This is a genomic window from Stenotrophomonas sp. GD04024, assembly GCF_029837545.1.
Lineage (GTDB): Bacteria > Pseudomonadota > Gammaproteobacteria > Xanthomonadales > Xanthomonadaceae > Stenotrophomonas > Stenotrophomonas forensis.
In genome coordinates, this window is the sequence record NZ_JAOEDV010000028.1 from 17247 (window position 1) to 39026 (window position 21780).

The following is a 21780-nucleotide window of genomic DNA, read 5'->3' on the forward strand; positions in this document are numbered from 1 at the left end:
CTCAGGGCTTGTTGGCGATCAGCGAAATCACTTCGAAGTGTGGCGGACGCTTCTCGCGGGTGACTGTTTCCAGGCTGGACACCTGCAGCCCGGCCTTGTCGACGAACCTGCGCAGTTCCTTGTCGCTGAAGCCGAGGTTGACGTGGCCGTAGGCCTCCACCGCCGCCTTGTGCTCGTGGCGGGCCAGGCTGCACAGCAGCAGGCGGCCGCCGGAGCGCAGCACGCGTGCGGCTTCGGTCACCGCCTGCGCCGGTTTGCTGGCGTAGGTCAGTGCATGCATCAGCACCACCAGGTCGAAGCTGCCGTCCTTGAACGGCAGGGCATGCATGTCACCCTCGCGCACTTCCACGTTGGGCAGGCGCCGCAGCCGTTCGCTGGCCGCGGCGACCACGCGTGCGCTGGTGTCGATGCAGATGTAGCGCTTGGCGTGGGGGGCGACGAGTTCGGCCAGTACGCCGTCGCCGGACGCGATATCCAGTACGTCGCCGGTCTCCAGCAGCGGCAGCGCGGTCCGGGCCAGTGCCTCCCAGGTGCGTCCCGGAGAGTAGTGCCGTTCCATGTCGCCGGCCACGCTGTCGGCCCAGTTCTGGTCGGCGGCGCGGTGGGCCAGCACCGCGGCCACCCGTTCGGCATCCTGGCGCAGCAGCGGGTCATCGCTTCCGTTGCTCAAGGCGTGCCACAATGCGCGCTGCGCCGGGTCCAGCTGGGCCTCGTCGAAGCGGTAGTAGGCCGACACGCCCGCGCGGCGGTCGCGGACCAGGCCGGCTTCCTTCAGGCGTGCCAGGTGCGTGGACACGCGCGGCTGCGCCAGGCGGGTGATCGCCGACAGCTCGGCCACGGTCAGCTCTTCCTGCTCCAGCAGCGCCAGCAGGCGCACGCGGGTCGCATCAGCGAACACCTTCAGGCGAGTCGACCAGTCTTCAAGATCCATAAATATCTACCTATCGCGATATAGAGATATATTCGCTGAGTGAGCCTGCCGCGGTCAAGTCGCTGGCGTACGGAAGCCGTCGCGCCCCGGTACAATCAGGCCATCCGGGCACGCCTTGCGTGGCCCACTTCATCATGTACCTGGGAGGGTGTTGTGGATTTCAGCTTTACTGAAGAGCAGTTGATGCTGCAGGACGTGGCGCGGCGCATCGCGCAGGAGAAGATCGCCCCGAGTGCGGAGCATCACGACCGTACCGGCGAGTTCCCGCTGGACAACATCCGCCTGCTCGGCGAGAACGGCCTGATGGGCATCGAAGTGCCGACCGAATACGGCGGTGCGGGCATGGACCCGGTTGCGTACGTGCTGGCGATGGTAGAGGTCGCCGCCGCCGACGCAGCCCATTCGACCATAATGTCGGTCAACAATTCGCTGTTCTGCAACGGCATCCTTACCCACGGTACCGAGGCGCAGAAGCAGACCTATGTGCGTGCGATCGCCGAGGGTGAGGCCATCGGTGCGTTCGCGCTGACCGAGCCGCAGTCGGGCTCGGACGCGACCGCAATGCGTTGCCGCGCGGTGAAGCAGGCCGATGGCGGCTTCGTCATCAACGGCAAGAAGAGCTGGATCACCTCCGGCCCGGTGGCCAAGTACATCGTGCTGTTCGCGATGAGCGAGCCGGACAAGGGCGCGCGTGGCATCACTGCCTTCATCATCGATACCGACAAGGCCGGCTTCGGTCGTGGCAAGACCGAACCGAAGCTGGGCATCCGTGCTTCGGCCACCTGCGAGATCGAGTTCAACGACTACGTGGCCGCGGCCGATGATGTGCTGGGCCAGGAGGGCGAGGGCTTCAAGATCGCCATGAGCGTGCTCGACGCCGGCCGCATCGGCATTGCCTCGCAGGCCATCGGCATCGCACGGGCCGCCTATGAAGCGACCCTGGAATACGTGAAGGAGCGCAAGGCCTTTGGCGCGGCCATCGGTACTTTCCAGATGACCCAGGCCAAGATCGCCGACATGAAGTGCAAGCTGGATGCAGCCCTGCTGCTGACCCTGCGCGCGGCATGGGTGAAGGGCCAGGGCAAGCGCTTCAGCACCGAAGCGGCGGTGGCCAAGCTGACCGCCTCGGAAGCGGCGATGTGGATCACCCACCAGGCGGTGCAGATCCATGGCGGCATGGGCTATTCGAAGGAAATGCCGCTGGAGCGTTACTTCCGTGATGCCAAGATCACCGAGATCTATGAAGGCACCTCGGAAATCCAGCGCCTGGTGATCGCCCGCAACGAGACCGGGCTGCGCTGATCCGCTCTGGTAGATGCCAACCTTGGTTGGGATCCAGCGGTGCCAACCAAGGTTGGCGACTACCGGCTTCATGGCACGAATGAAAAAGGCCCCGGATCGCTCCGGGGCCTTTTCGTTTCAACCCAGCGCCGGATCAACGATCCGGGCGGTGGGCACTTTCGGCGTCGCGCTGGCGTTCCATGAACTCCTTGGAGGGTTCATCCAGCTTGTCGCCCAGCATGCGCCGCACGACCACGAAGAACACCGGGATCATCAGCAGGCCGAGCAGGGTGGCGAACAGCATGCCGCCGATCACGCCGGTACCGATGGCGTGGCGGGAGTTGGCACCGGCGCCGGTGGAGATCGCCATCGGGATCACGCCCATGATGAACGCGAACGACGTCATCAGGATCGGGCGGAAACGCAGGCGTGCCGCCTCGATGGTGGCATCGCGCAGGTTCTTGCCCGCTGCACGCTGCTCCACCGCGAACTCCACGATCAGGATCGCGTTCTTCGCCGCCAGGCCGATCACGGTGATCAGGCCGATCTTGAAGAACAGGTCGTTGGGCAGGCCACGCAGCATCGACAGGCCCAGTGCGCCGAGCACGCCCAGCGGCACCACCAGCAGCACCGCCACCGGAATCGACCAGCTTTCGTACAGCGCCGCAAGGCACAGGAACACCACGACGATCGACAGCACCAGCAGCAGGGTGGCGGCGTTGCCGGCCAGGATTTCCTGGTAGGACATGCCGGACCAGTCGTAGCCGAAGCCGGCCGGCAGGTCGTCGTTGACGATCGCCTCCATGGTCTGCATCGCTTCACCCGAACTGGTGCCCGGGGCCTGCGAACCGACGATGTTGATCGCCGAGTAGCCGTTGTAGCGGCTCAGCGATGGCGATGCCGACACCCATTCGGACTTGACCACCGTGTTGAGCGGGATCATCGCGTTGGTGCCATCGGCATTGGTGGTCAGGCTGGACGGGCTGTAGAAGCTCTTCAGCGACTCCTGGCCCGTGCGGTACGGGCCATCGGCCTGCATCGTGACGCGCTTGATGCGGCCCTCGTAGAAGAAGTCGTTGACGTACACCGGGGCCAGCATCAGCTGGATGGTGCTGTACACGTCCGACACCGACATGCCCATCGACTGCGCCTGCACGCGGTCCACGTGCAGCTGCAGCTGCGGGGCGTTTTCCAGCCCGTTCGGACGCACGCCGACCAGTGCTTCGGGCTTCTGCGCGGCCTTGCCCAGCAGGATGTTGCGCGCCTGGGTCAGCTGTTCGTAGCCGGCACCGCTACGGTCCTGCAGCCACATGTCGAAGCCACCGAACTGGCCGAGGCCCTGCACGGTGGGCAGGTTGACCACGAAGATCTGCGCTTCCTTGATGCCGTAGAACGCGCCGTTCATGTTCTGGATGAACTCCGGCGCGGTGAACTTGCGTTCTTCCCACGGCTTCAGGCGGATGAAGCCCATGCCCACGTTCTCGCCGGAACCGACGAAGCTGAAGCCGGCCACCTGCAGCATGCCTTCATAGCCATCCTGCTTTTCCAGGATGCCACGCATCTGCGCGAACACTTCGTTGGTCTGGCCCTTGGTCGAGCCCGGCGGCAGCTGCACGATCGCCAGTGCGTAGCCCTGGTCCTCTTCCGGCAGGAAGCTGCCCGGCATGCGGGTGAACAGGAAGCCGCACAGCGCGGTCAGCACCACGAACAGGATCATCCAGCGCGGCGCGTGGCGCACCGCCGAGGTGATGTGGCCCACATAGGTGTGGCTGATCTTGTCGTAGTACTTGTTGAAGGTGCGGTAGATGATGTTCGGGTTGTCGTTGTGCGTCGGCTTGAGGAAGGTCGCGCACAGCGCCGGGGTGAAGCCCAGGGCCAGGAACGCCGAGAACGCCATCGAGATGGCGATGGTCAGCGCGAACTGCTTGTAGATCTCACCTGCCGCGCCGCCCTGCAGGGCGGACGGGATGAACACCGCGGCCAGCACCACGGTGATCGCCACCACCGCGCCGGTGATCTGGGTCATCGCCTTCTGCGTGGCCGGCTTCGGCGCCAGGCCTTCCTCGGACATGATGCGCTCGACGTTCTCGATCACCACGATCGCGTCGTCGACCACGATGCCGATCGCCAGCACCATCGCGAACAGGGTCAGCTGGTTGATCGTGAAGCCGATCATCCACATGCCCAGGAAGGTGCCGAGCAGGGCCACCGGGATGACCAGGGTCGGGATCAGGGTGGCGCGGAAGTTCTGCAGGAAGATCAGCATCACCAGGAACACCAGCAACACCGCTTCGAACAGGGTCTTGACCACTTCCTGGATCGAGATCTTGACGAAGGTGGTGCTGTCGTACGGCGAGAACCAGGTCACGCCGGACGGGAAGCTGGGCTGCAGCTCGTCCATCTTGCCGCGCACCGCTTCGGCAACGTTCAGGGCGTTGGCGCCTGGCAGCAGCTGGATGGCGAAGGCACCGGTCGGCTTGCCGTTGTACTGGGTATCGAAGCCGTAGTTGTTGGCACCGAAGGCGACCCGGGCGATGTCCTTCAACAGCACGCGCGAGCCGTCAGCGTTGGCGCGCAGGATGATGTTCTCGAACTCCTGCGGCGAACTGAAGCGGCCTTCGGCCGAGACCGTGGCGGTGAAGTGCTGGCCCTCCGGCGACGGGTCCGAACCCAGTGCACCCGCGGCGAACTGCACATTCTGTGCGCGCACCGCCGCCAGCACCTGGCTGGCCGACAGGCCGTAGCCCTGCATCTTTTCCGGGTTCAGCCAGATGTTCATGGCGTACTCGGAACCGAACTGCTGGGTGCTGCCGACGCCGGGGATACGCGAGACCTGGTCGAGCACGCGCGAACCGACGATGTCGTTCAGGGCATCACGGTTGATGGTCGGTGTATCGGACTGCAGTGCCACCACCATCAGGAAGCCGGCGTTGGCCTTGGCCACCACCACGCCCTGCTGGGTCACTTCCGAAGGCAGGCGTGGCGTGGCCAGCGATACCTTGTTCTGCACCTGCACCTGGGCGATGTCCGGATCGGTACCGGTCTCGAAGGTCAGGGTGATCTGCGCCCGGCCGTTGGAGGACGAGGAAGAGCTGAAGTACAGCAGGTGATCGATACCGGTCAGCTGCTGCTCGATCACCTGGGTGACCGACTTCTCGGTGGTGTCCGCGCTGGCGCCCGGGTAGGTGGCCGAGACGGTCACCTGCGGCGGGGCGATGTTGGGATAGGACTCCACGCCCAGGTTGAGGATCGCGATCACGCCGCTGAGCGAGATCAGGATCGCAACCACCCAGGCGAAGACTGGATGCTCGATGAAAAATTTAGGCATGACGGAAGGTTCCCGTTACTGCTTGTTCGAATCGGTGGCGGCCGGCTTGGCCGCATCGGCCTGCTCCGGCTTGGCGGCGTCGGCCGGAGCCTTGCCCGCGGCCGGCGCAGCGCCTGCCGGAGCAGCGCCACCTGCGCCAGGCTTGCCATTGGCGTCCTGCCCCGGGGTCCACGGCTTGGCCACCGCCGGTGCACCTTCCTTGACCTTCTGCACGCCGGCCACGATCACCTTGTCACCGGCGGCCAGGCCGTCGCTGACCAGCCAGTTGCCGTTCTGCGCGCCATCGGTCTTGACGTTCTTGCGCACCACCTTGCCGTCGGTGCCGACCACCATCACGTAGCCGCCGGTGGTGTCGCGCAGCAGCGCCTGCTGCGGCACCAGGTAGGCGTTGTTGCGCTCGCCCAGGTTGGCCTGGAAGCTGACGAAGGCGCCCGGCAGCAGGATCTGCTGCGGGTTCGGCAGCAGCGCGCGCAGCGAGACCGCGCCGGTGGCCGGATCGACCGTGGTCGAGGAGAAGTCCAGCGTGCCCGGCTCGCTGTAGGTGGTGCCGTCGGCCAGCTTGACGCTGACGGTAGCCTTGCCATCGCCGGACAGGGCCAGTGCGCCCTTGGCCTGCTGCGCACGCAGCTGGGTCAGCTCATCGACGCTCAGCGAGAAGTTCACGTACAACGGGTCGAGCTGGTCGACGGTGGTCAGCAGGGTCACATCGCCCTGGCCGACCAGCGCACCTTCGGTGACCTGCTGCTTGTTGGCCACGCCGCTGATCGGGGCGGTCACTTCGGTGTAGCCCAGATTGATGCGCGAGGAGGTCAACGCGGCCTCGGCCTGCTTGACCGCGGCCAGGGCGGTGCGCTCGGCCGACTCGGCGTTGTCCAGGTCGGACTTGGAGACGAACTGCTGCGGGGCCAGCGAGCGCGCACGGTCGGCGGCGACCTTGGCGTTGGCATAGGTGGCACGGGCCGAGGCCAGCTGGGCTTCGGAGGCGTTGAGCGAGGCACGCAGCGGCGCCGGGTCGATCAGGAACAGGGTCTGGCCCTGCTTGACCTGGGAGCCTTCCTGGTAGACGCGCTTGAGCAGCACGCCCGGAACGCGCGCGCGCACGTCGGCGCTGCGGAACGGCGACAGGCGGCCGACCAGCTCGCGCTGCAGCGGCAGGGTCTGCGGCTTGGCGTCGATGACGCCCACCTCCGGCGGCGGGGGCGTCTGCTGTTCCGGCTTCTTGCAGGCGGCCAGAGCGACAGCAACGGCGCACGTCAAGGCAAGGGTGCGGAGTGGGGCGGTCATCAGGAGGAACTCCGGGGTTGGTTTGTAGACGGGGCCGGCGACGGCTGTGGCGCGAACGCGCGCAGGAAGCTGTCGACGGAGAACTCTGCCCAGCGCCGACGCAGCAGCGCGTCATCACGGTGGGGGGTATGGAAGCGCTGTTTGTCGAAATCCTGACCGGCGATCATGCTCAGCAGCAGCTCGGCCATGAAGTGCGGGTCGTCATGCCGTAGCTGGCCTTGCATGCAAACGGTTTCAATCCATTCAGCAAGATGAAGCGTCAGCGCGCCGGCGCCATGCCGGTACAGCGTACGCGCCTCTTCGGGAAACTGGGACGCGTCGGCGGCGATCAGCCGACAGGCCTGTCCTACGTGCGGTTGGCTGAAATGCTCCAGGAAGTCGGTGGCGAACTGGAGCAGGCTGGCACGCAGGTCGTCAGTGCGGAGTGCACGGACCATGGCTCCGGTGGCGTGGCCGACGTGGCGCTGCATCACCCGGCGCAGCAGTTGCTGCTTGTTGCCGTAGCGCGAATACAGGGTCTGCTTGGAACAGCCTGCCTGCTGGGCCACCGCGTCCATGCTCATCTGCATGCCCTGCTGCGCCAGCAGTTCGCGCACGGCGTCGAACACGCGCTCATCGCGTGCGTCGAGGGCAACGGGAAGGTAGGCCGGATTCACGCGGTGGACTATACCGTCCAGTTCAGGATTGTGGAATCGCATCGGCGTCGCCGCGTGTGTCTTCCGGTAACACGCTTTGCCGATCCTGTCTGCAGTGCTGAAACGGGTGCCACGACCATACCGGTGCGAACTGAATAGGCGTCTAAACCGCAGCAAACCCGAATCTGCTTATTCCGTCCTGCAGCAAGGCCTTTTCGCGTGGTAGGGCTACAATTTCATTTTCCCAACTGAGCAAGCGCATCGCTCTGCCATGAAACCGCAAAAAACCGCAGCCAAGACCGTGAAAAACAAGACCAAACCAGCAGAGTCGGAGGTCGCAGTGACCGCTGGTTTCTCCCTGGAGCCGGTGTACACGGCCTTGCGCAAGCGCTACCCCGCGGCCGCACAGGCCGAAGCAGTGGCCTTCGCCACTGACTTCTACAAGCGCATGGAGTCGGACGAGTTCCCGCACCACAGCGCTGAAGAGTGGGCCGCTCTCGCGGCTGAGACGCTGGAATTCGCCCGTGCCCGCAAGGCCGGCAAGGCCAACGTCCGCGTGTTCAATCCGACCGCGAAGGCCAACGGTTGGGAATCGCCGCACACGGTGCTGCAGATCGTCAACGACGACATGCCGTTCCTTGTCGATACCGTCACCATGTCGCTGGCCGAGCAGGGCGTCGGCGTCCACGTGCTGGGCCACCCGGTGCTGCGCTTCACCCGCGACAAGGCCGGCAAGCTGGTCAAGGTCGGCGAGGGTGATGCCGAATCGGTGATGCTGCTGGAGATCGACCGTCAGCCGGCCGAAGCCATGGCCGCCATCGAGCAGGCCATCAACAAGGCGCTGGATGAAGTGCGTGCGATCGTGCGCGACTGGCAGCCGATGAAGGACAAGGCGCTGGCGCTGGCCGACGACCTGGGCAAGCGCCAGCTGCCGGTCGACGATGCCTCGCGCAAGGAAGCACAGGAATTCCTGCGCTGGGCCGCCGACAACCACTTCACCTTCTTCGGCTACCGCGAATACCGCGTCGAGAAGCAGGGCAAGGAAGATGTGCTGGCACCGCTGAACGACACCGGCCTGGGCCTGATGCGCGGCAAGGACAAGTCCGCCGCCCGTCCGGTCAAGACGCTGGCCGCGCAGGGCCTGAACGCCACCTCCGGGCTGAAGGACGCGCTGATCCTGACCAAGACCAATGCCCGTTCGCGCGTGCACCGCGCTGGCTACATGGACTACATCGGCGTGCTGGAATTCGACGCCAAGGGCAAGATCATCGGCGAGCAGCGCTTCCTCGGCCTGTTCACCTCCAGCGCCTACAACCGTCGCCCGTGGGAGATCCCGCTGGTGCGCCAGCGCCACGAGCATGTGATGAAGCAGTCGGGCCTGGCCCCGGCCAGCCACAGTGGCAAGGCGCTGCGCCACATCCTGGAAACCCTGCCGCGCGAAGAGCTGTTCCAGTCCAGCGAGGACGAACTGTTCCGCACCGCGATGGGCGTGCTGGGCCTGCAGGAGCGCGTGCGCAGCCGCCTGTTCCTGCGCCGTGACAAGTACAGCCGTTTCATTTCCGCACTGGTCTACCTGCCGCGCGAGCGCTTCAACACCGACGTGCGCCTGCGCATCGAAGCGATGCTGAAGGACGCGCTGCACGGCGAGTACGTCGACAGCTCGGTGGTGCTGGGCGAATCGCCGCTGGCCCAGGTGCACCTGATCGTGCGTCCGAAGCCGGGTGAAATGCTCGACGTCGATACCGCCGAACTGGAGCAGAAGCTGGCCCAGGTGCTGCGCAACTGGCAGGACGACCTGCGCGAAGCGCTGGTGACCCGCCACGGCGAAACCGAAGGCCTGCGCATCGCCGCCCGCATCGGCAAGGCGCTGCCGGCCGGTTACATCGAAGACAACAGCACCGCCGTTGCCGCCAACGATGTCAGCCAGCTCGACGCCCTGACCGGCCCGGACGACCTGCGCCTGAGCCTGCAGGCGGTACCGCGCGAAAGCGGCGATGGCCTGCGCCTGAAGCTGTACCGCCAGCTGGACGACATCCCGCTGTCGGACGCGCTGCCGATGATGGAAAACATGGGCCTGCGCGTGATCGCCGAGCGTCCGTACCGCCTGTCGGTCGACAACGCCCCGGTGTACGTGCAGGACTTCGAGGTCGAATCGACCGCCGGCGCGATCGATGCCGCCAGCGTCGATGAAGCCTTCGGCGAGACCTTCGCCCGCGTCTGGCACGGCGATGCCGAGAACGACGGCTTCAACCGCCTGGTGCTGGCTGCCGGCCTGCACTGGCGCCAGGTCGCCATGCTGCGTGGCTACTGCAAGTACCTGCTGCAGACCGGCGTGCCGTTCTCGCAGGCGTATGTGGAAGGCACCTTTGCCCGCTACCCGCTGCTGGCTCGCCTGCTGGTGGAACTGTTCGAAGCCCGCTTCGATCCGGCCACCGGCCACGAGAGCAAGGACGACATCGCCGCCGGCCAGGTGCAGCTGAAGGCCCACCTCGATGTGCTGGCCGCCGGCGACGACGCCACCCTGAAGGTGCTCAAGACCGTGGTCGACGCCCGCAAGGGTGACCGCGAGGCGCAGATGCAGGCCGCGCGCGATGCGCTGCTGAAGCTGATGGACCGTGTGTCCAGCCTGGACGAAGACCGCATCCTGCGTTCTTTCATGGGCGTGATCGACGCGACCCTGCGCACCAGCTACTACCAGACCGATGCCAACGGCCAGCACGGCCACGTGATCAGCTTCAAGTTCGATTCGGCGCTGGTGCCGGACCTGCCGAAGCCGCGCCCGTACCGCGAAATCTTCGTCTACGGCCCGCGCGTGGAAGGTACTCACCTGCGCTTCGGCGCGGTCGCCCGTGGTGGCCTGCGCTGGTCGGACCGTCGCGAAGACTTCCGTACCGAAGTGCTGGGCCTGGTCAAGGCGCAGATGGTCAAGAACACCGTCATCGTGCCGGTCGGCGCGAAGGGCGGCTTCTTCGCCAAGACCCCGCCGGTCAATGGTGACCGCGACGCGGTCTTCGCCAATGGCGTGGCCTGCTACAAGCTGTTCATCCAGGGCCTGCTGGACATCACCGACAACATCGTCAACAACAAGATCGTGCCGCCGGTGGATGTCGTGCGCCACGACATGGACGATCCGTACCTGGTGGTGGCCGCCGACAAGGGCACCGCGACCTTCTCCGACATCGCCAACGGCCTGGCCATCGCGCACGGCTTCTGGATGGGCGATGCATTCGCCTCCGGTGGTTCGGTGGGTTACGACCACAAGGGCATGGGCATCACCGCTCGCGGTGCGTGGGAGTCGGTCAAGCGCCACTTCCGTGCGCTGGGCCGTGACAGCCAGACCCAGGACTTCACCGCGGTCGGCGTCGGCGACATGTCCGGCGACGTGTTCGGCAACGGCATGCTGTTGTCGCGCCACATCCGCCTGGTTGCAGCATTCGACCACCGCCACATCTTCCTGGACCCGAACCCGGATGCGGCCACCACGTTCGTCGAGCGTGAGCGCCTGTTCACCGTGCCGCGTTCGAGCTGGGCGGACTACGATGCCAAGCTGATCAGCAAGGGCGGCGGCATCTATCCGCGCAGCCTGAAGTCGATCGAGATCACCCCGCAGGTGCGTGAAGCGCTGGGCCTGGACGACAACGTCAAGGCGCTGTCGCCGAACGATCTGATGAGCGCGATCCTGAAGGCACCGGTCGACCTGCTGTGGAACGGCGGCATCGGTACCTACGTCAAGGCCGCCAGCGAGCAGCACAGCGATGTCGGCGACCGCGCCAACAACGCCCTGCGCGTGAACGGTGGCGAGCTGCGCTGCAAGGTGGTGGGCGAGGGCGGCAACCTGGGCATGACCCAGCTGGGCCGCATCGAAGCCGCACAGGCCGGCGTGCTGCTCAACACCGACTTCATCGACAACTCGGCCGGTGTCGACACCTCCGACCACGAAGTCAACATCAAGATCCTGCTCAACGATGTGGTGCGGGCCAAGAAGCTGACCGTCGAGCAGCGCAACAAGCTGCTGGCCTCGATGACCGACGAAGTCGCCGAGCTGGTGCTCAACGACAACTACCGCCAGAACCAGGCGCTGAGCCTGATGGAGCGGATGGCGGTCAAGCGCCTGGGTTCCAAGCAGCACTTCATCCGCACCCTTGAACAGCAGGGCCTGCTCGATCGCCAGATCGAGTTCCTGCCGTCCGATGCCGAGCTGTCGCAGCGCAAGGCACGCGGCCAGGGCCTGACCCGTCCGGAACTGTCGGTGCTGCTGTCCTATTCCAAGCTGGTGGCATTCGCCCAGCTGCTGGATTCGGACATCCCGGAAGATCCGTACCTGTCCAAGGAACTGCAGCGCTACTTCCCGACCCCGCTGCAGAAGAAGTATGCCGACGCGATGGAGCGTCACCGCCTGAAGCGTGAAATCATCGCCACGGCCGTGACCAACCAGACCATCAACCGCATGGGCGCGACCTTCCTGATGCGCATGCAGGAAGACACCGGCCGTTCCATCGCCGAGGTCGCCAAGGCCTACACCATCAGCCGCGAGACGCTGGATGCCCGCGCGCTGTGGGCGCAGATCGATGCCCTCGACGGCAAGGTGCCGGAGTCGGTGCAGATCGATGCACTGGAAGTGATCTGGAAGCTGCAGCGTTCGTTCGTGCGCTGGCTGCTGTCGCGCCCGGGCGCGATGCCGGGCATCACCGAAGCGGTCAACCGCTACCAGGGTCCGTTCAACGACATCCGCGTCGCTTCGGGCGTGCTGCCGGATTCGCAGCGTCCGACCTACGAAGCCCTGGTGGCCGAGTGGAAGGAAAAGGGCCTGCCGTCCGCGCTGGCGCAGCAGCTGGCCGAACTGCACTTCCTGGAGCCGGCGTTCGACATCATCGAACTGGCGCGTACCCGCAAGCTGAAGCCGGTGGACGTGTCCAAGGTCCACTTCCGCCTGGGCGACGCCCTGCAGCTGCCGTGGCTGTTCGAGCAGGTTGATGCGCTGGAGGTCAACGGCCGTTGGCATGCGGTGGCACGTGGCGTGCTGCGCGACGAGCTGGCGGCCAATCACCGCAACCTGGCCGGCCAGGTGCTGGGCACCAAGGGCAGCAGCGCTGAAGCCAAGGTCGCAGCCTGGATGGGCCGTGACGACAACAGCCTGCGCTTCACCCTGGCGATGCTGGCCGAATTGGCCGAGCAGAAGACCCTGGACTACCCGACCGTCTCGGTCGCGGTGCAGCGCCTGGGCCAGCTGGCTGCGCATGGTGCGTAAGCGCATTCGCGCTGACGCCCCACGGTTTGCTCTGCAAACCGTGGGCCCCATGCCAACCATGCTCCCAGACCCCCGCGCCGTTGGCGCGCCCCCCTGACTCAGGGGGGCTCCTGATCTGCAGCAGTTGGAGGAACGGCCCCGCGAAAGCGGGGCCGTTCTGTTTCTGCCTGTTTTTCTGCGATCACTGACCCGACGCCGGCCGGCAACCTGTCAGGTGGATGACCGGCCCGTCCGCCGGGACCGTGAGCGCCATGGATGGCGCGACCGAGCCCCCATGGATGGGTTTATGGCGTGTCCCGGCGGACGGGCCGGTCATCCGCCCAGCGGGGTCCAACCCCCGGCGCTCGGTTATGCTCTCCCTCATGCCTCCCCCGGATCCACCGATGAGCGACTCCCCCCGCATCGCTTTCCTGGCCAGCACCACCGAACCGGCGCAGATGGCCCGCGCGGCGATGGTCTCGCGCTATGGCGACTACGCGCCCGAGCAGGCCGACGTGCTGTGCCCGCTGGGCGGTGATGGCTTCATGCTGCAGACCCTGCACCGGCACGGGCACCTGGGCAAGCCGGTGTTCGGCATGAAGCTGGGCACGGTCGGCTTCCTGATGAACCAGTACCGCGGCGACGATGACGTGCATGCGCGCATTGCCCGCGCCGAGCCGGCCAACCTGCGCCCGCTGGAAATGGTGGCGCTGACCGAGTCGGGTACCAGCACCGGTTCGCTGGCCTACAACGACGTGTCGCTGCTGCGCCAGACCCGGCAGGCTGCGCATATCGGCATCGATCTGAACGGCCAGGAACGCGTGGCCGAGCTGATCGGCGACGGCGTGCTGGTGGCCACCCCGGCCGGCAGCACCGCCTACAACTATTCCGCGCACGGCCCGGTGCTGCCGCTGGGCTCGCACACCATCGCGCTGACGCCGCTGGCTCCGTACCGACCGCGACGCTGGCGCGGGGCGATCCTCAAGGCCGATACCGAAGTGCGCTTCCGTGTGCTCGATCCCTACAAGCGCCCGGTCAGCGTGACCGCCGATTCGCACGAGACCCGCGACGTGGTCGAAGTGACCATCCGTGAGTCGAAGGACCGCCGCGTGACCCTGCTGTTCGACCCGGAGCACAACCTGGAAGACCGGATCCTGAGCGAACAGTTCGTTTTTTGAGGACAATGGGCGGCCGGCCGTGCCGACCGCTTGAAGGACCCCACCGATGGGCGACAACTCCCCCCGTTTGCTGACCGTCGCGGTGACCTCGCGCGCCCTGTTCGACCTCGAGGAAAGCCATGCGCTGTTCGAGAGCGATGGCGTGGCGGCCTACGCCGAATTCCAGCGCCAGCATGAGGACGACATCCTCGGCCCCGGCGTGGCCTTCCCGGTGGTGCGCAAGCTGCTGGCGCTGAACCAGGGCGCCAGCCCGGAAAATCCGCGCGTCGAGGTGATCCTGCTGTCGCGCAATTCGGCCGATACCGGCCTGCGCATCTTCAATTCGATCCAGCATTACGGTCTGGGCATCATCCGCGCCACGTTCACCGCCGGCGAGCCGACCTGGCCCTACGTGAAGCCGTTCGGCACCGACCTGTTCCTGTCGGCCAACCCGGAATCGGTGCGCAGCGCATTGCGCCATGGCATCGCAGCGGCGACCATCCTGCCCAAGCCGCCCGGCGAGACTGCCGCTGCGGCGGCCGACCAGATCGACACCGGTCGACCGGCCGGGCAGCTGCGCATCGCCTTCGACGGCGACGCGGTGATCTTCGGCGACGAGAGTGAGCGCATCTCGCGCGAACAGGGCGTGGAAGCCTTCGGCCGCCACGAACGCGAACGCGCCCGCGAACCGCTCAGTGGCGGCCCGTTCCGCGGTTTCCTGTCGGCCCTGCACACGCTGCAGGAGGTGTTCCCGGCGGGAGAGAGTGCACCGATCCGTACTGCGCTGGTCACCGCGCGCTCGGCACCGGCCCACGAGCGGGTGATCCGCACCCTGCGTGAGTGGGGCGTGCGCCTGGACGAGGCGCTGTTCCTTGGTGGCCGCCACAAGGGCCCATTCCTGCAGGCGTTCGGCGCCGACATCTTCTTCGACGATTCACAGCACAACATCGACAGTGCGCGTGAGCATGTGGCCGCCGGTCACGTGCCGCACGGCGTCGCCAACGAGGGATAAGGCGGACTTGATCGGTAGGTGCCAACCGTTGGTTGGCACGGCCATGCATCGGCGCCCACCAAGGTGGGCAGGTACCGGTCAATGCGTACCTGACATCCCCAGCTGCAGGTCCACCACCTTCCAGCGCAGGCCCTGCGGCTCCAGCACCACCTTCAGTGGCGGTTGGCCAGGGCCGCGGTCGACGTCGACCACGAAGCGGTCCAGTGCTTCGAAGTGATGCTCGGCATTCTTCAGCGGCCGTGCCGGCTCGGTCGGGCCGAAGGCATCGCCGCCCTTCAATTCATTGCGGCCGCGCTTCCACAGCACGTGGCCCTGCAGCATCGCGCCGATTCCGGTCGGGGTCACCATGGTGTCCACCGCGGCGCCGCCGAGCTGGTCACCCAGGCCGTAGAGCAGGGCGCCGAACGGGCTGGCCGCCACATCCGGGCCGGCCTGGCGCACCAGGTAGTCGTTGAGCTGCGCGCGCAGGCTGCTGCGCACACGTGGGAAATCGACGTAGCGCTCCAGCCGCGCGGTGTCGCGCTGCTCGATGGCCCTGGACAGGCCATGCACGGTCACGTACGGGCCGCCGAACCACCACGCGGACAGCGCGAGAACCACCAGGACCAGCACTGCGATGAGCTTCTTCATGCCGCCCAGACTGCCGCAAGTGAGGCGGCCAGTGGTGAATGGCGGGTGATGTGGCTCAGAACTCCAGGTCCAGCGCGGCGCACAGGTAGTCGACGAACGGGCCGAGTGCCGCCAGATCCTTGCCCAGCGTGGACAGCAGGCGCGGGCCGGTCATGGTCGCGTCGTCCAGCGAGCGCCACATCACCCAGTTGCGGTGCTTGAGGTCGTCGATGAACTCGAAATCAGCCGGGAAACCGCGCGGCGGCCGCACCAGCTTCTCGCTTTCCTCGAAGTCGAAGCGCCTGCGCAGCGCGGGCGCATGCGCGGCGGCCTTCCAGCTGCCCGGGTTGTCGAGGATGAAGTGGCGCACGCGGCGCTGGGTTTCCGGTTCCGGATGCCACAGCCCGGCGCCGACGAAGCTCTCTCCCGGTTGCAGGTGCACGTAGAACGAGGGCGCGGCCACTTCGCGGCGGCGCTCATGGAACAGCCGCGCACCCTGCCAGGTCTTGTAGGGCGACTTGTCGTTGGAAAAACGCGCGTCGCGATGGATGCGGAACAGCGAGCCACCGACGCCACGGGTATCGGCGCGGAAATGGTCGCTGACCTCGGCCAACGCCGGCTGAAGGTCGCCGAGCAGGCGCAGGAACGGCTGCCGCACGTGGTCTTCGTACTGCTGGCGGTGGTCGTTGAACCATGCCTTTTCGTTATGCCGCGCCAGGCTGCGCAGGAACCTGAAGCTGGCGTCCGAGAAATAGGTACTCACAACGTCTCCTGCAGATGCTGGCCCCAGTCGCGCAGCGATTGCAGCAGGGCCTGGCGCCGCGCATCGTCGGGTGCATCGGCGGCCAGTGCATCAAGCTGCTGCTGGTACTGGGGCAGGTTGAGTTCACCCAGGCCGCCGTCTCCGAGCAGGCGCTGGCGGCGGTAATCCTGCCAGCGCTGGCGTTCAGCCGGTGCGAGGCTGCCGGGATGGTTGCGCGCACGGTAGCGGAACAGCAGCTCGGGCAGGCGCGGGTCGCGGAAGCGGCCTTCCAGCTCGGCCAGCTGTTCCGGTGCGGTGGTGCGCGCCAGGGCAAGCAATGGCTTGTCGCCGTTGCCGAGGAAGCCGTCGTACAGCGAGGCGTCGACGTCGGCCACGGTGGCGGCGCGGGGCTGGTTGTAGACCTGGCGTGCCTTTTCGGCCAGCTGCGCGGCGAAAGGACGCAGCCGTTCGACCTTGGCCTCGATAGCCGCCACGTCCAGGCCCAGGCGATCATGGTCGTCGGCGCGCAGGTGGTTCCAGGCGATCAGCGCCGGCACCTTGTTCAGGTGCACCTCCTTCAGCGGCACCCGCGCCACGCCTTCGGGCAGCTCGCTGGCACGCATGTACAGGCGCTGCGCGATCACCTCGGCCGGCAGTTGCAGCAGGTCGTCGATGTCGCCGTCGAGGTCGAATACGATCACCCGGTTGTTGATGGTCGGGTGCACCGCCAGCGGCAGCACCGGCGCCGCGCACAGGCGGCTGGCCGGGTAGCGCATGGAGATGTGCAGTACCGGCTTCAACGCGGCGATGTCCAGCAGGCCACCGACGAAACGCTTGTCGCGCAGCTTCAGCGCGTACTCCCACAGGCGCGGCTGCGACTGCTTGAACAGGCGCGCCATGCCGATGGTGGCGCGCACGTCGGACAGTGCTTCGTGTGCATCGCCTTCGCGCACGTTGTTGGCTTCGGCCAGATGTTCGAGCTTGAACGAGGTGGCGCCGTCTTCGCGCAGCGGCCACTGGATGCCGTCCGGGCGCATGGCGCGCATCAGCCGCAGCATGTCCAGCAGGTCCCAGCGCGAATTGCCGTTGCGCCACTCGCGTTCGTACGGGTCATGGAAATTGCGGAACAGGCCGTAGCGGATGAACTCGTCGTCGAAGCGCAGCGTGTTGTAGCCCAGTGCGCAGGTGCCGGGGCGTGACAGCTGTTCGTTGATGCGGTCGAAAGCCTCGGCCTCGCTGATGCCTTCGGCCATGGCCTGCTGCGGCGTGATGCCGGTGACCAGGGTCGCCATCGGTGAGGGCAGCAGGTCGTCGGCCGGGCGCACGAAGAAGCTGACCGGCGTTTCAATCTCGTTGAGCTCAGCGTCGGTGCGGATCGCCGCGTACTGCGAGATGCGAGTGCGGCGCGGATCCTGGCCGAAGGTTTCCAGGTCGTAGAACAGGAAGCTGTCGGCCATCAGTGCGCGCCCTCCAGGACCGGCAACTGCGCGTGTATCCGTGTTTCCAGCGCGGCCCAGTCGATGTTGTCCAATGAATCGTGGCCGGCGGTGGCGGCCACCAGCATGTCGCGCTGCAGCTCGGTACGGCGCAGCGCTTCGGCGTAGGGCGTGTGCAGGAAGGTGACCATCGTGTAATGCGGCACGAAGCGGGTCGGCCAGCGTCGCTGCAGTTCCTGTTCCAGCTCACGCTGCAGCAGGAACGCAGGATCGGCCACGCGGTCACGCATTTCCAGGTAGTTTTCCAGCGCCATCTGCTGGATGGCGCGCGCGTTCGGCTTGCGCTCGGCCTCGAACGCGGCGAACGCGCCTTGCAGATCATCCGCTTCCATCAGGTGGCGGGCCAGCGCCACGCAGTCCTCGAACGCGCAGTTCATGCCCTGGCCGTGGAATGGCACCATCGCATGCGCGGCGTCGCCGATCAGCACGGCGCGGCCGCCCTGGTGCCAACGGTCCAGGGTGAGCGTACCGAGCAGGCCGGGTGGATGCTGTTCCCAGTCCGCGCGCAGGTTCGGGATCAACGGCAGGGTGTCGGCGAACTCGCGCGCGAACAGCGCCTCTGCCTGCGCGCCGGTGTTGACGGTGGCAAAGCTGGGATCGCCCTGGTTCGGCAGGAACAGGGTGACGGTGAAGGTGCCTTCGTGGTTGGGCAGGGCGATGCACATGTAGTGGCCGCGTGGCCAGATGTGCAGTGCATTGCGCTCGATGCGGAAGCTGCCGTCGGCGGCCGGCGGGATCTCCAGCTCCTTGTAGGAATGGTCGAGGAAGGCGATGTCCTCGCCCAGCGGCGCGCGCCGGTTCATCGCTGCGCGCAGGGCCGATCCGGCGCCGTCGGCACCGATCAGGGTGTCGAAGCGGATGTCGTGCGGGCTGTCGTCGCGGTCATCGATGAAACGCGCGTAGCCTGCGTCGAAATCGACGGTGTGCAGGCGGCGATGGAAGTGCACGGTGGCGCCAGCCTGTTCGGCCAGTTCCAGCAGCGTGGTGTTCAGGTCGCTGCGATGGATCGACCAGATCACCTCGCTGTCGTCGCGGCCGTAGCGCTGCAGCTGCGGTTTGCCCTCGCGCGGATGCACCATGCGCCCGCGCATCATCACCGCGCGCGCCATCACCTCGTCTTCCACGCCCGCCTGGCGCAGCGCGTTGCGCCCGCGCTCGGCCAACGCCAGGTTGATCGAACGGCCGCTTTCATAGTCGGCCACGCGCGGATCGCCGCGGCGCTCGTACAGGGTGATGCGCCAGCCCTGGCGTGACAGCAGGATGGCCAGCAGAGAACCGGCGAGGCCGGCACCGATGATGCTCAACGAGCGGGAGGCATGTGCGATCAACGAACTGTCCAGCAGTAGGGAAGGGGCGGGCTCAGAGGCCAGCCCAGGCTTCCACTTCCTCGACGAAATGGTGCACGTCCAGGTAGCGGTTGTAGAGCGGGGTGGGCGAAATCCGGATCACGTCCGGTTCGCGCCAGTCGCCGAGCACGCCGATGCCGCGCAGGTGCTCGAACAGGGCGCGGCCGCGCTCGCGGCCACCGATCACGCGCAGCGACAGCTGGCAGCCGCGGCGTTGCGGTTCGGCCGGGGTGATGATGTCCAGAACGCTCGACAGGCGCGCGCGCACCAGCGCTTCGAGCATGCCGGTCAGCGCCACCGATTTGCTGCGCAGGGCGTCCATGCCGGCGCGCTCGAACAGGTCCAGCGACGCACGCAGCGGTGCCAGGCCGAGGATCGGCGGATTGCTCAGCTGCCAGCCCTCGGCACCCGTGGCCGGGATGAACTGCGGCGCCATCTGGAAGCGGGTGGCTTCCTCATGGCCCCACCAGCCAGCGAAGCGTGGCAGGGTGGTGTCGCGATGGTGCCGCTCATGCACGAACGCGCCAGCCACCGCTCCCGGTCCGCTGTTGAGGTACTTGTAGTGGCACCACACGGCGAAATCAGGTGCGACGTCATGCAGGCGCAGCGGCAGGTTGCCGATCGAATGTGCAAGATCGAAGCCGATCCGCGCACCGTGCAGGCGTGCGGCGCGGGTGATCGCATCGAGGTCGAAGGCCTGGCCGGTGCGGTACTGCACGCCGGGCCAAAGCACCAGCGCCAGGCGCGGGCCATGCTCGGCGATGGCACGCTCGATCGCCGTGAGCGAGATCGTGCCATTGGCTTCGTCCGGCTGTACTTCCACCAGGCACTCGGCGGGGTCGAAGCCATGGAAGCGGATCTGCGCCTCCACGGCGTGGCGATCGGTGGGGAACGCGCCGGCTTCCATCAGGATCACCGGGCGCTGCGCGGTCGGCCGGTAGAAGCTGACCATCATCAGGTGCAGGTTCACGCTCAGGGTATTCATCGCCACCACTTCGCTGGGCAGCGCACCGACCACGCGGGCCAGTTGTGCGCTCACCAGGCGGTGGTAGGACAGCCACTGCGTCGGGCCGGTGAAGTGGCCTTCCACGGCCAGTTCGCCCCACTGCTTCATCACTTCCTGCACGGCTGCCTGCGCACCGCGCGGCTGCAGGCCCAGCGAGTTGCCGACAAAGTAGGTCTGCTCGCCGCCACCATGGCGCGGAATCAGGAATTCGTTGCGCAGCGGACGCAGCGGATCGGCGGCGTCCAGGGCAATGGCGTGGGTGCGGCTGAGCAGGTCGGACATGGTCGGGCAACAGGCTGCAACGGGGCTGCCAGTGTAGCGCCTGGGGGAAGGCCCGGTAGCGGTCAAGCCGCTACCAGCACCACGTGATCCGCTGGTCGCCACCCCAGGTTGGCGCACGTGTGACGAAGCGCCCACCAAGGTGGGCATCTACCAGAGCGGGAGCGGGCAAGCGCCCACCACGGTGGGCGACTACCGATCGATGGCTCAGCCCGCCGCCGGTGCCGGCAGCGGGTCCACATGCCCGCAGGCGCTGCAGGTACGCAGATCCAGGCTGGAGTGGTAGCGCGCGAAGACCTTGGGCAGGTCGGTTTCGATGTTCTGCAGCGGGAAGAACTCTTCGTGCAGCTTGTGATTGCAGCGCTCGCAGTGCCAGATCACGCCGTCCAGCTCATGCGGCAGGCGCTTGCGCTCGACTACCAGGCCGACGCCGCCGGGCGGGCGCCGTGGCGAGTGCGGCACCTTTCCCGGCAGCAGGAAGATTTCGCCGGCGCGGATCGGAATGTCGCGCACCGCGCCATCCTCCTGCACCTTCAGCACCATCTCGCCCTCCAGCTGGTAGAACCACTCCGGGCCTTCGTCGTAGTGGTAATCGGTGCGCGAGTTCGGCCCGCCGACCACCATCACGATGAAGTCACCGTTGTCGATCATCTTGTTGCCCACCGGCGGCTTCAGCAGGTGGCGGTGTTCTTCGATCCAGGCGTGCAGGTTGATCGGCGAAGCGAGCATGATCGGTTTCCCTTGGAGGTCAGTCGCGCTTGCCCTTGCGCGGCACGTAGGACAGCGCCTTTTCGTAGGCGGGCTGCAGCTCTTCCGGCGCGCCGACGTCGATGCCCATTTCGCGCACGCGGCCGTCCTTGAGGCTGTAGACCCAGCCGTGCACCATCAGCTTCTGGCCACGGGCCCAGGCATCCTGCACGATGGTCGAGCGGCACAGGTTGGCGACCTGCTCGATCACGTTCAGTTCGCACAGGCGTGCGTGCTTGAGTTCGTCGGTCTCGATGGCGTCGATGATCGCGGTGTGCTTCTGCATCACGTCACCGACGTGGCGCAGCCAGTTGTCGGCCAGGCCGACGCGGGTGTTGTGCAGGCAGGCGTGCACGCCACCGCAGCCGTAATGGCCGACGATCAGGATGTGCTTCACCTTCAGCTGGTCCACTGCGTACTGCACCACGCTCAGGCAGTTCAGGTCGGTGTGCGCGACCACGTTGGCCACGTTGCGGTGCACGAACACCTCACCCGGGGCCATGCCGATGATCTGGTTGGCCGGCACGCGCGAATCGGAGCAGCCGATCCACAGGTATTCCGGGTGCTGCTGCTTGGCCAGCTGGTGGAAGAACTCGGGGTCTTCCTTCTCGATGCGGTCGGCCCAGTCGCGGTTGTTCTGCAGCAGCTTGTGGATGTCTTTCATGTTCGGGTCCCTGGCGTCGGGTAGGGGCTCGCCGCA

The 21780-nt window shown here is 66.6% G+C and carries 15 protein-coding genes; 4 read left to right on the plus strand and 11 right to left on the minus strand.

What is annotated here, in order from left to right:
* Position 1 precedes the first annotated feature (1 nt).
* On the minus strand, positions 2-931 hold the full coding sequence (locus N7590_RS11215; protein ID WP_053511095.1) for a metalloregulator ArsR/SmtB family transcription factor: 930 nt from the start codon (positions 929-931) through the stop codon (positions 2-4).
* A 153-nt stretch (positions 932-1084) separates the two neighbouring features.
* Between N7590_RS11215 and N7590_RS11220 the strand changes: the two genes are divergently transcribed.
* Positions 1085-2233: an acyl-CoA dehydrogenase family protein gene (locus N7590_RS11220; RefSeq protein ID WP_164240943.1), complete on the plus strand. Its 1149-nt coding sequence runs from the start codon at positions 1085-1087 to the stop codon at positions 2231-2233.
* Positions 2234-2366: 133 nt separating this feature from the next.
* Here the strand turns inward: N7590_RS11220 and N7590_RS11225 are convergent, their stop codons facing one another.
* The 3 genes from N7590_RS11225 to N7590_RS11235 are packed head-to-tail and all read right to left on the minus strand — an operon-like array spanning position 2367 to position 7480.
* The gene (locus tag N7590_RS11225) at positions 2367-5540 is read right to left on the minus strand and encodes a multidrug efflux RND transporter permease subunit (RefSeq protein ID WP_008267324.1); all 3174 of its coding nucleotides are present in this window, start codon (positions 5538-5540) and stop codon (positions 2367-2369) included.
* A 15-nt stretch (positions 5541-5555) separates the two neighbouring features.
* Positions 5556-6824 (minus strand): efflux RND transporter periplasmic adaptor subunit, encoded by a 1269-nt coding sequence (locus tag N7590_RS11230; RefSeq protein WP_164240944.1) that lies wholly within the window; start codon positions 6822-6824, stop codon positions 5556-5558.
* A complete protein-coding gene (locus N7590_RS11235) occupies positions 6824-7480 on the minus strand; it encodes a TetR/AcrR family transcriptional regulator (RefSeq protein ID WP_008265285.1) in 657 nt (218 codons plus the stop codon). Before N7590_RS11235 ends, N7590_RS11230 begins: the two co-directional genes overlap by 1 nt.
* Positions 7481-7730: 250 nt before the next feature.
* Here N7590_RS11235 and N7590_RS11240 point away from each other — a divergent pair, with 250 nt between their 5' ends.
* The 3 genes from N7590_RS11240 to N7590_RS11250 all read left to right on the plus strand — a co-directional run bounded on the left by N7590_RS11240 (position 7731) and on the right by N7590_RS11250 (position 14855).
* Positions 7731-12707, plus strand: a complete 4977-nt coding sequence (locus N7590_RS11240) for an NAD-glutamate dehydrogenase domain-containing protein (RefSeq protein WP_279935509.1) — start codon at positions 7731-7733, stop codon at positions 12705-12707.
* A 383-nt stretch (positions 12708-13090) separates the two neighbouring features.
* Positions 13091-13864 (plus strand): NAD kinase, encoded by a 774-nt coding sequence (locus N7590_RS11245; protein ID WP_053511333.1) that lies wholly within the window; start codon positions 13091-13093, stop codon positions 13862-13864.
* Positions 13865-13910: 46 nt separating this feature from the next.
* Positions 13911-14855, plus strand: a complete 945-nt coding sequence (locus N7590_RS11250; protein ID WP_005410242.1) for a 5'-nucleotidase — start codon at positions 13911-13913, stop codon at positions 14853-14855.
* Positions 14856-14933: 78 nt separating this feature from the next.
* On the opposite strand, the gene N7590_RS11255 is transcribed toward N7590_RS11250, so the two are convergent.
* The 7 genes from N7590_RS11255 to can all read right to left on the minus strand — a co-directional run bounded on the left by N7590_RS11255 (position 14934) and on the right by can (position 21744).
* Positions 14934-15485 carry a DUF2939 domain-containing protein gene (locus tag N7590_RS11255; protein WP_164240946.1) on the minus strand — a complete coding sequence of 184 codons (552 nt, stop codon included), beginning with the start codon at positions 15483-15485 and terminating at the stop codon, positions 14934-14936.
* A 55-nt stretch (positions 15486-15540) separates the two neighbouring features.
* Positions 15541-16227 carry a DUF2461 domain-containing protein gene (locus tag N7590_RS11260; protein WP_006453009.1) on the minus strand — a complete coding sequence of 229 codons (687 nt, stop codon included), beginning with the start codon at positions 16225-16227 and terminating at the stop codon, positions 15541-15543.
* Complete coding sequence (sbcB, locus tag N7590_RS11265) at positions 16224-17663, minus strand: exodeoxyribonuclease I (RefSeq protein ID WP_164240947.1); 1440 nt, start codon at positions 17661-17663, stop codon at positions 16224-16226. The genes N7590_RS11260 and sbcB overlap by 4 nt, the downstream gene beginning before the upstream one ends.
* The gene (locus tag N7590_RS11270) at positions 17663-19030 is read right to left on the minus strand and encodes an NAD(P)/FAD-dependent oxidoreductase (RefSeq protein ID WP_164240948.1); all 1368 of its coding nucleotides are present in this window, start codon (positions 19028-19030) and stop codon (positions 17663-17665) included. Before N7590_RS11270 ends, sbcB begins: the two co-directional genes overlap by 1 nt.
* Positions 19031-19061: 31 nt before the next feature.
* Positions 19062-20336 (minus strand): kynureninase, encoded by a 1275-nt coding sequence (kynU, locus tag N7590_RS11275; protein WP_053511337.1) that lies wholly within the window; start codon positions 20334-20336, stop codon positions 19062-19064.
* Between the two features lie 204 nt (positions 20337-20540).
* Positions 20541-21062: a 3-hydroxyanthranilate 3,4-dioxygenase gene (locus N7590_RS11280; RefSeq protein ID WP_053511338.1), complete on the minus strand. Its 522-nt coding sequence runs from the start codon at positions 21060-21062 to the stop codon at positions 20541-20543.
* 19 nt (positions 21063-21081) lie between these two features.
* Positions 21082-21744, minus strand: a complete 663-nt coding sequence (gene can, locus N7590_RS11285; RefSeq protein WP_006453004.1) for a carbonate dehydratase — start codon at positions 21742-21744, stop codon at positions 21082-21084.
* Between the last annotated feature and the right edge of the window lie 36 nt (positions 21745-21780).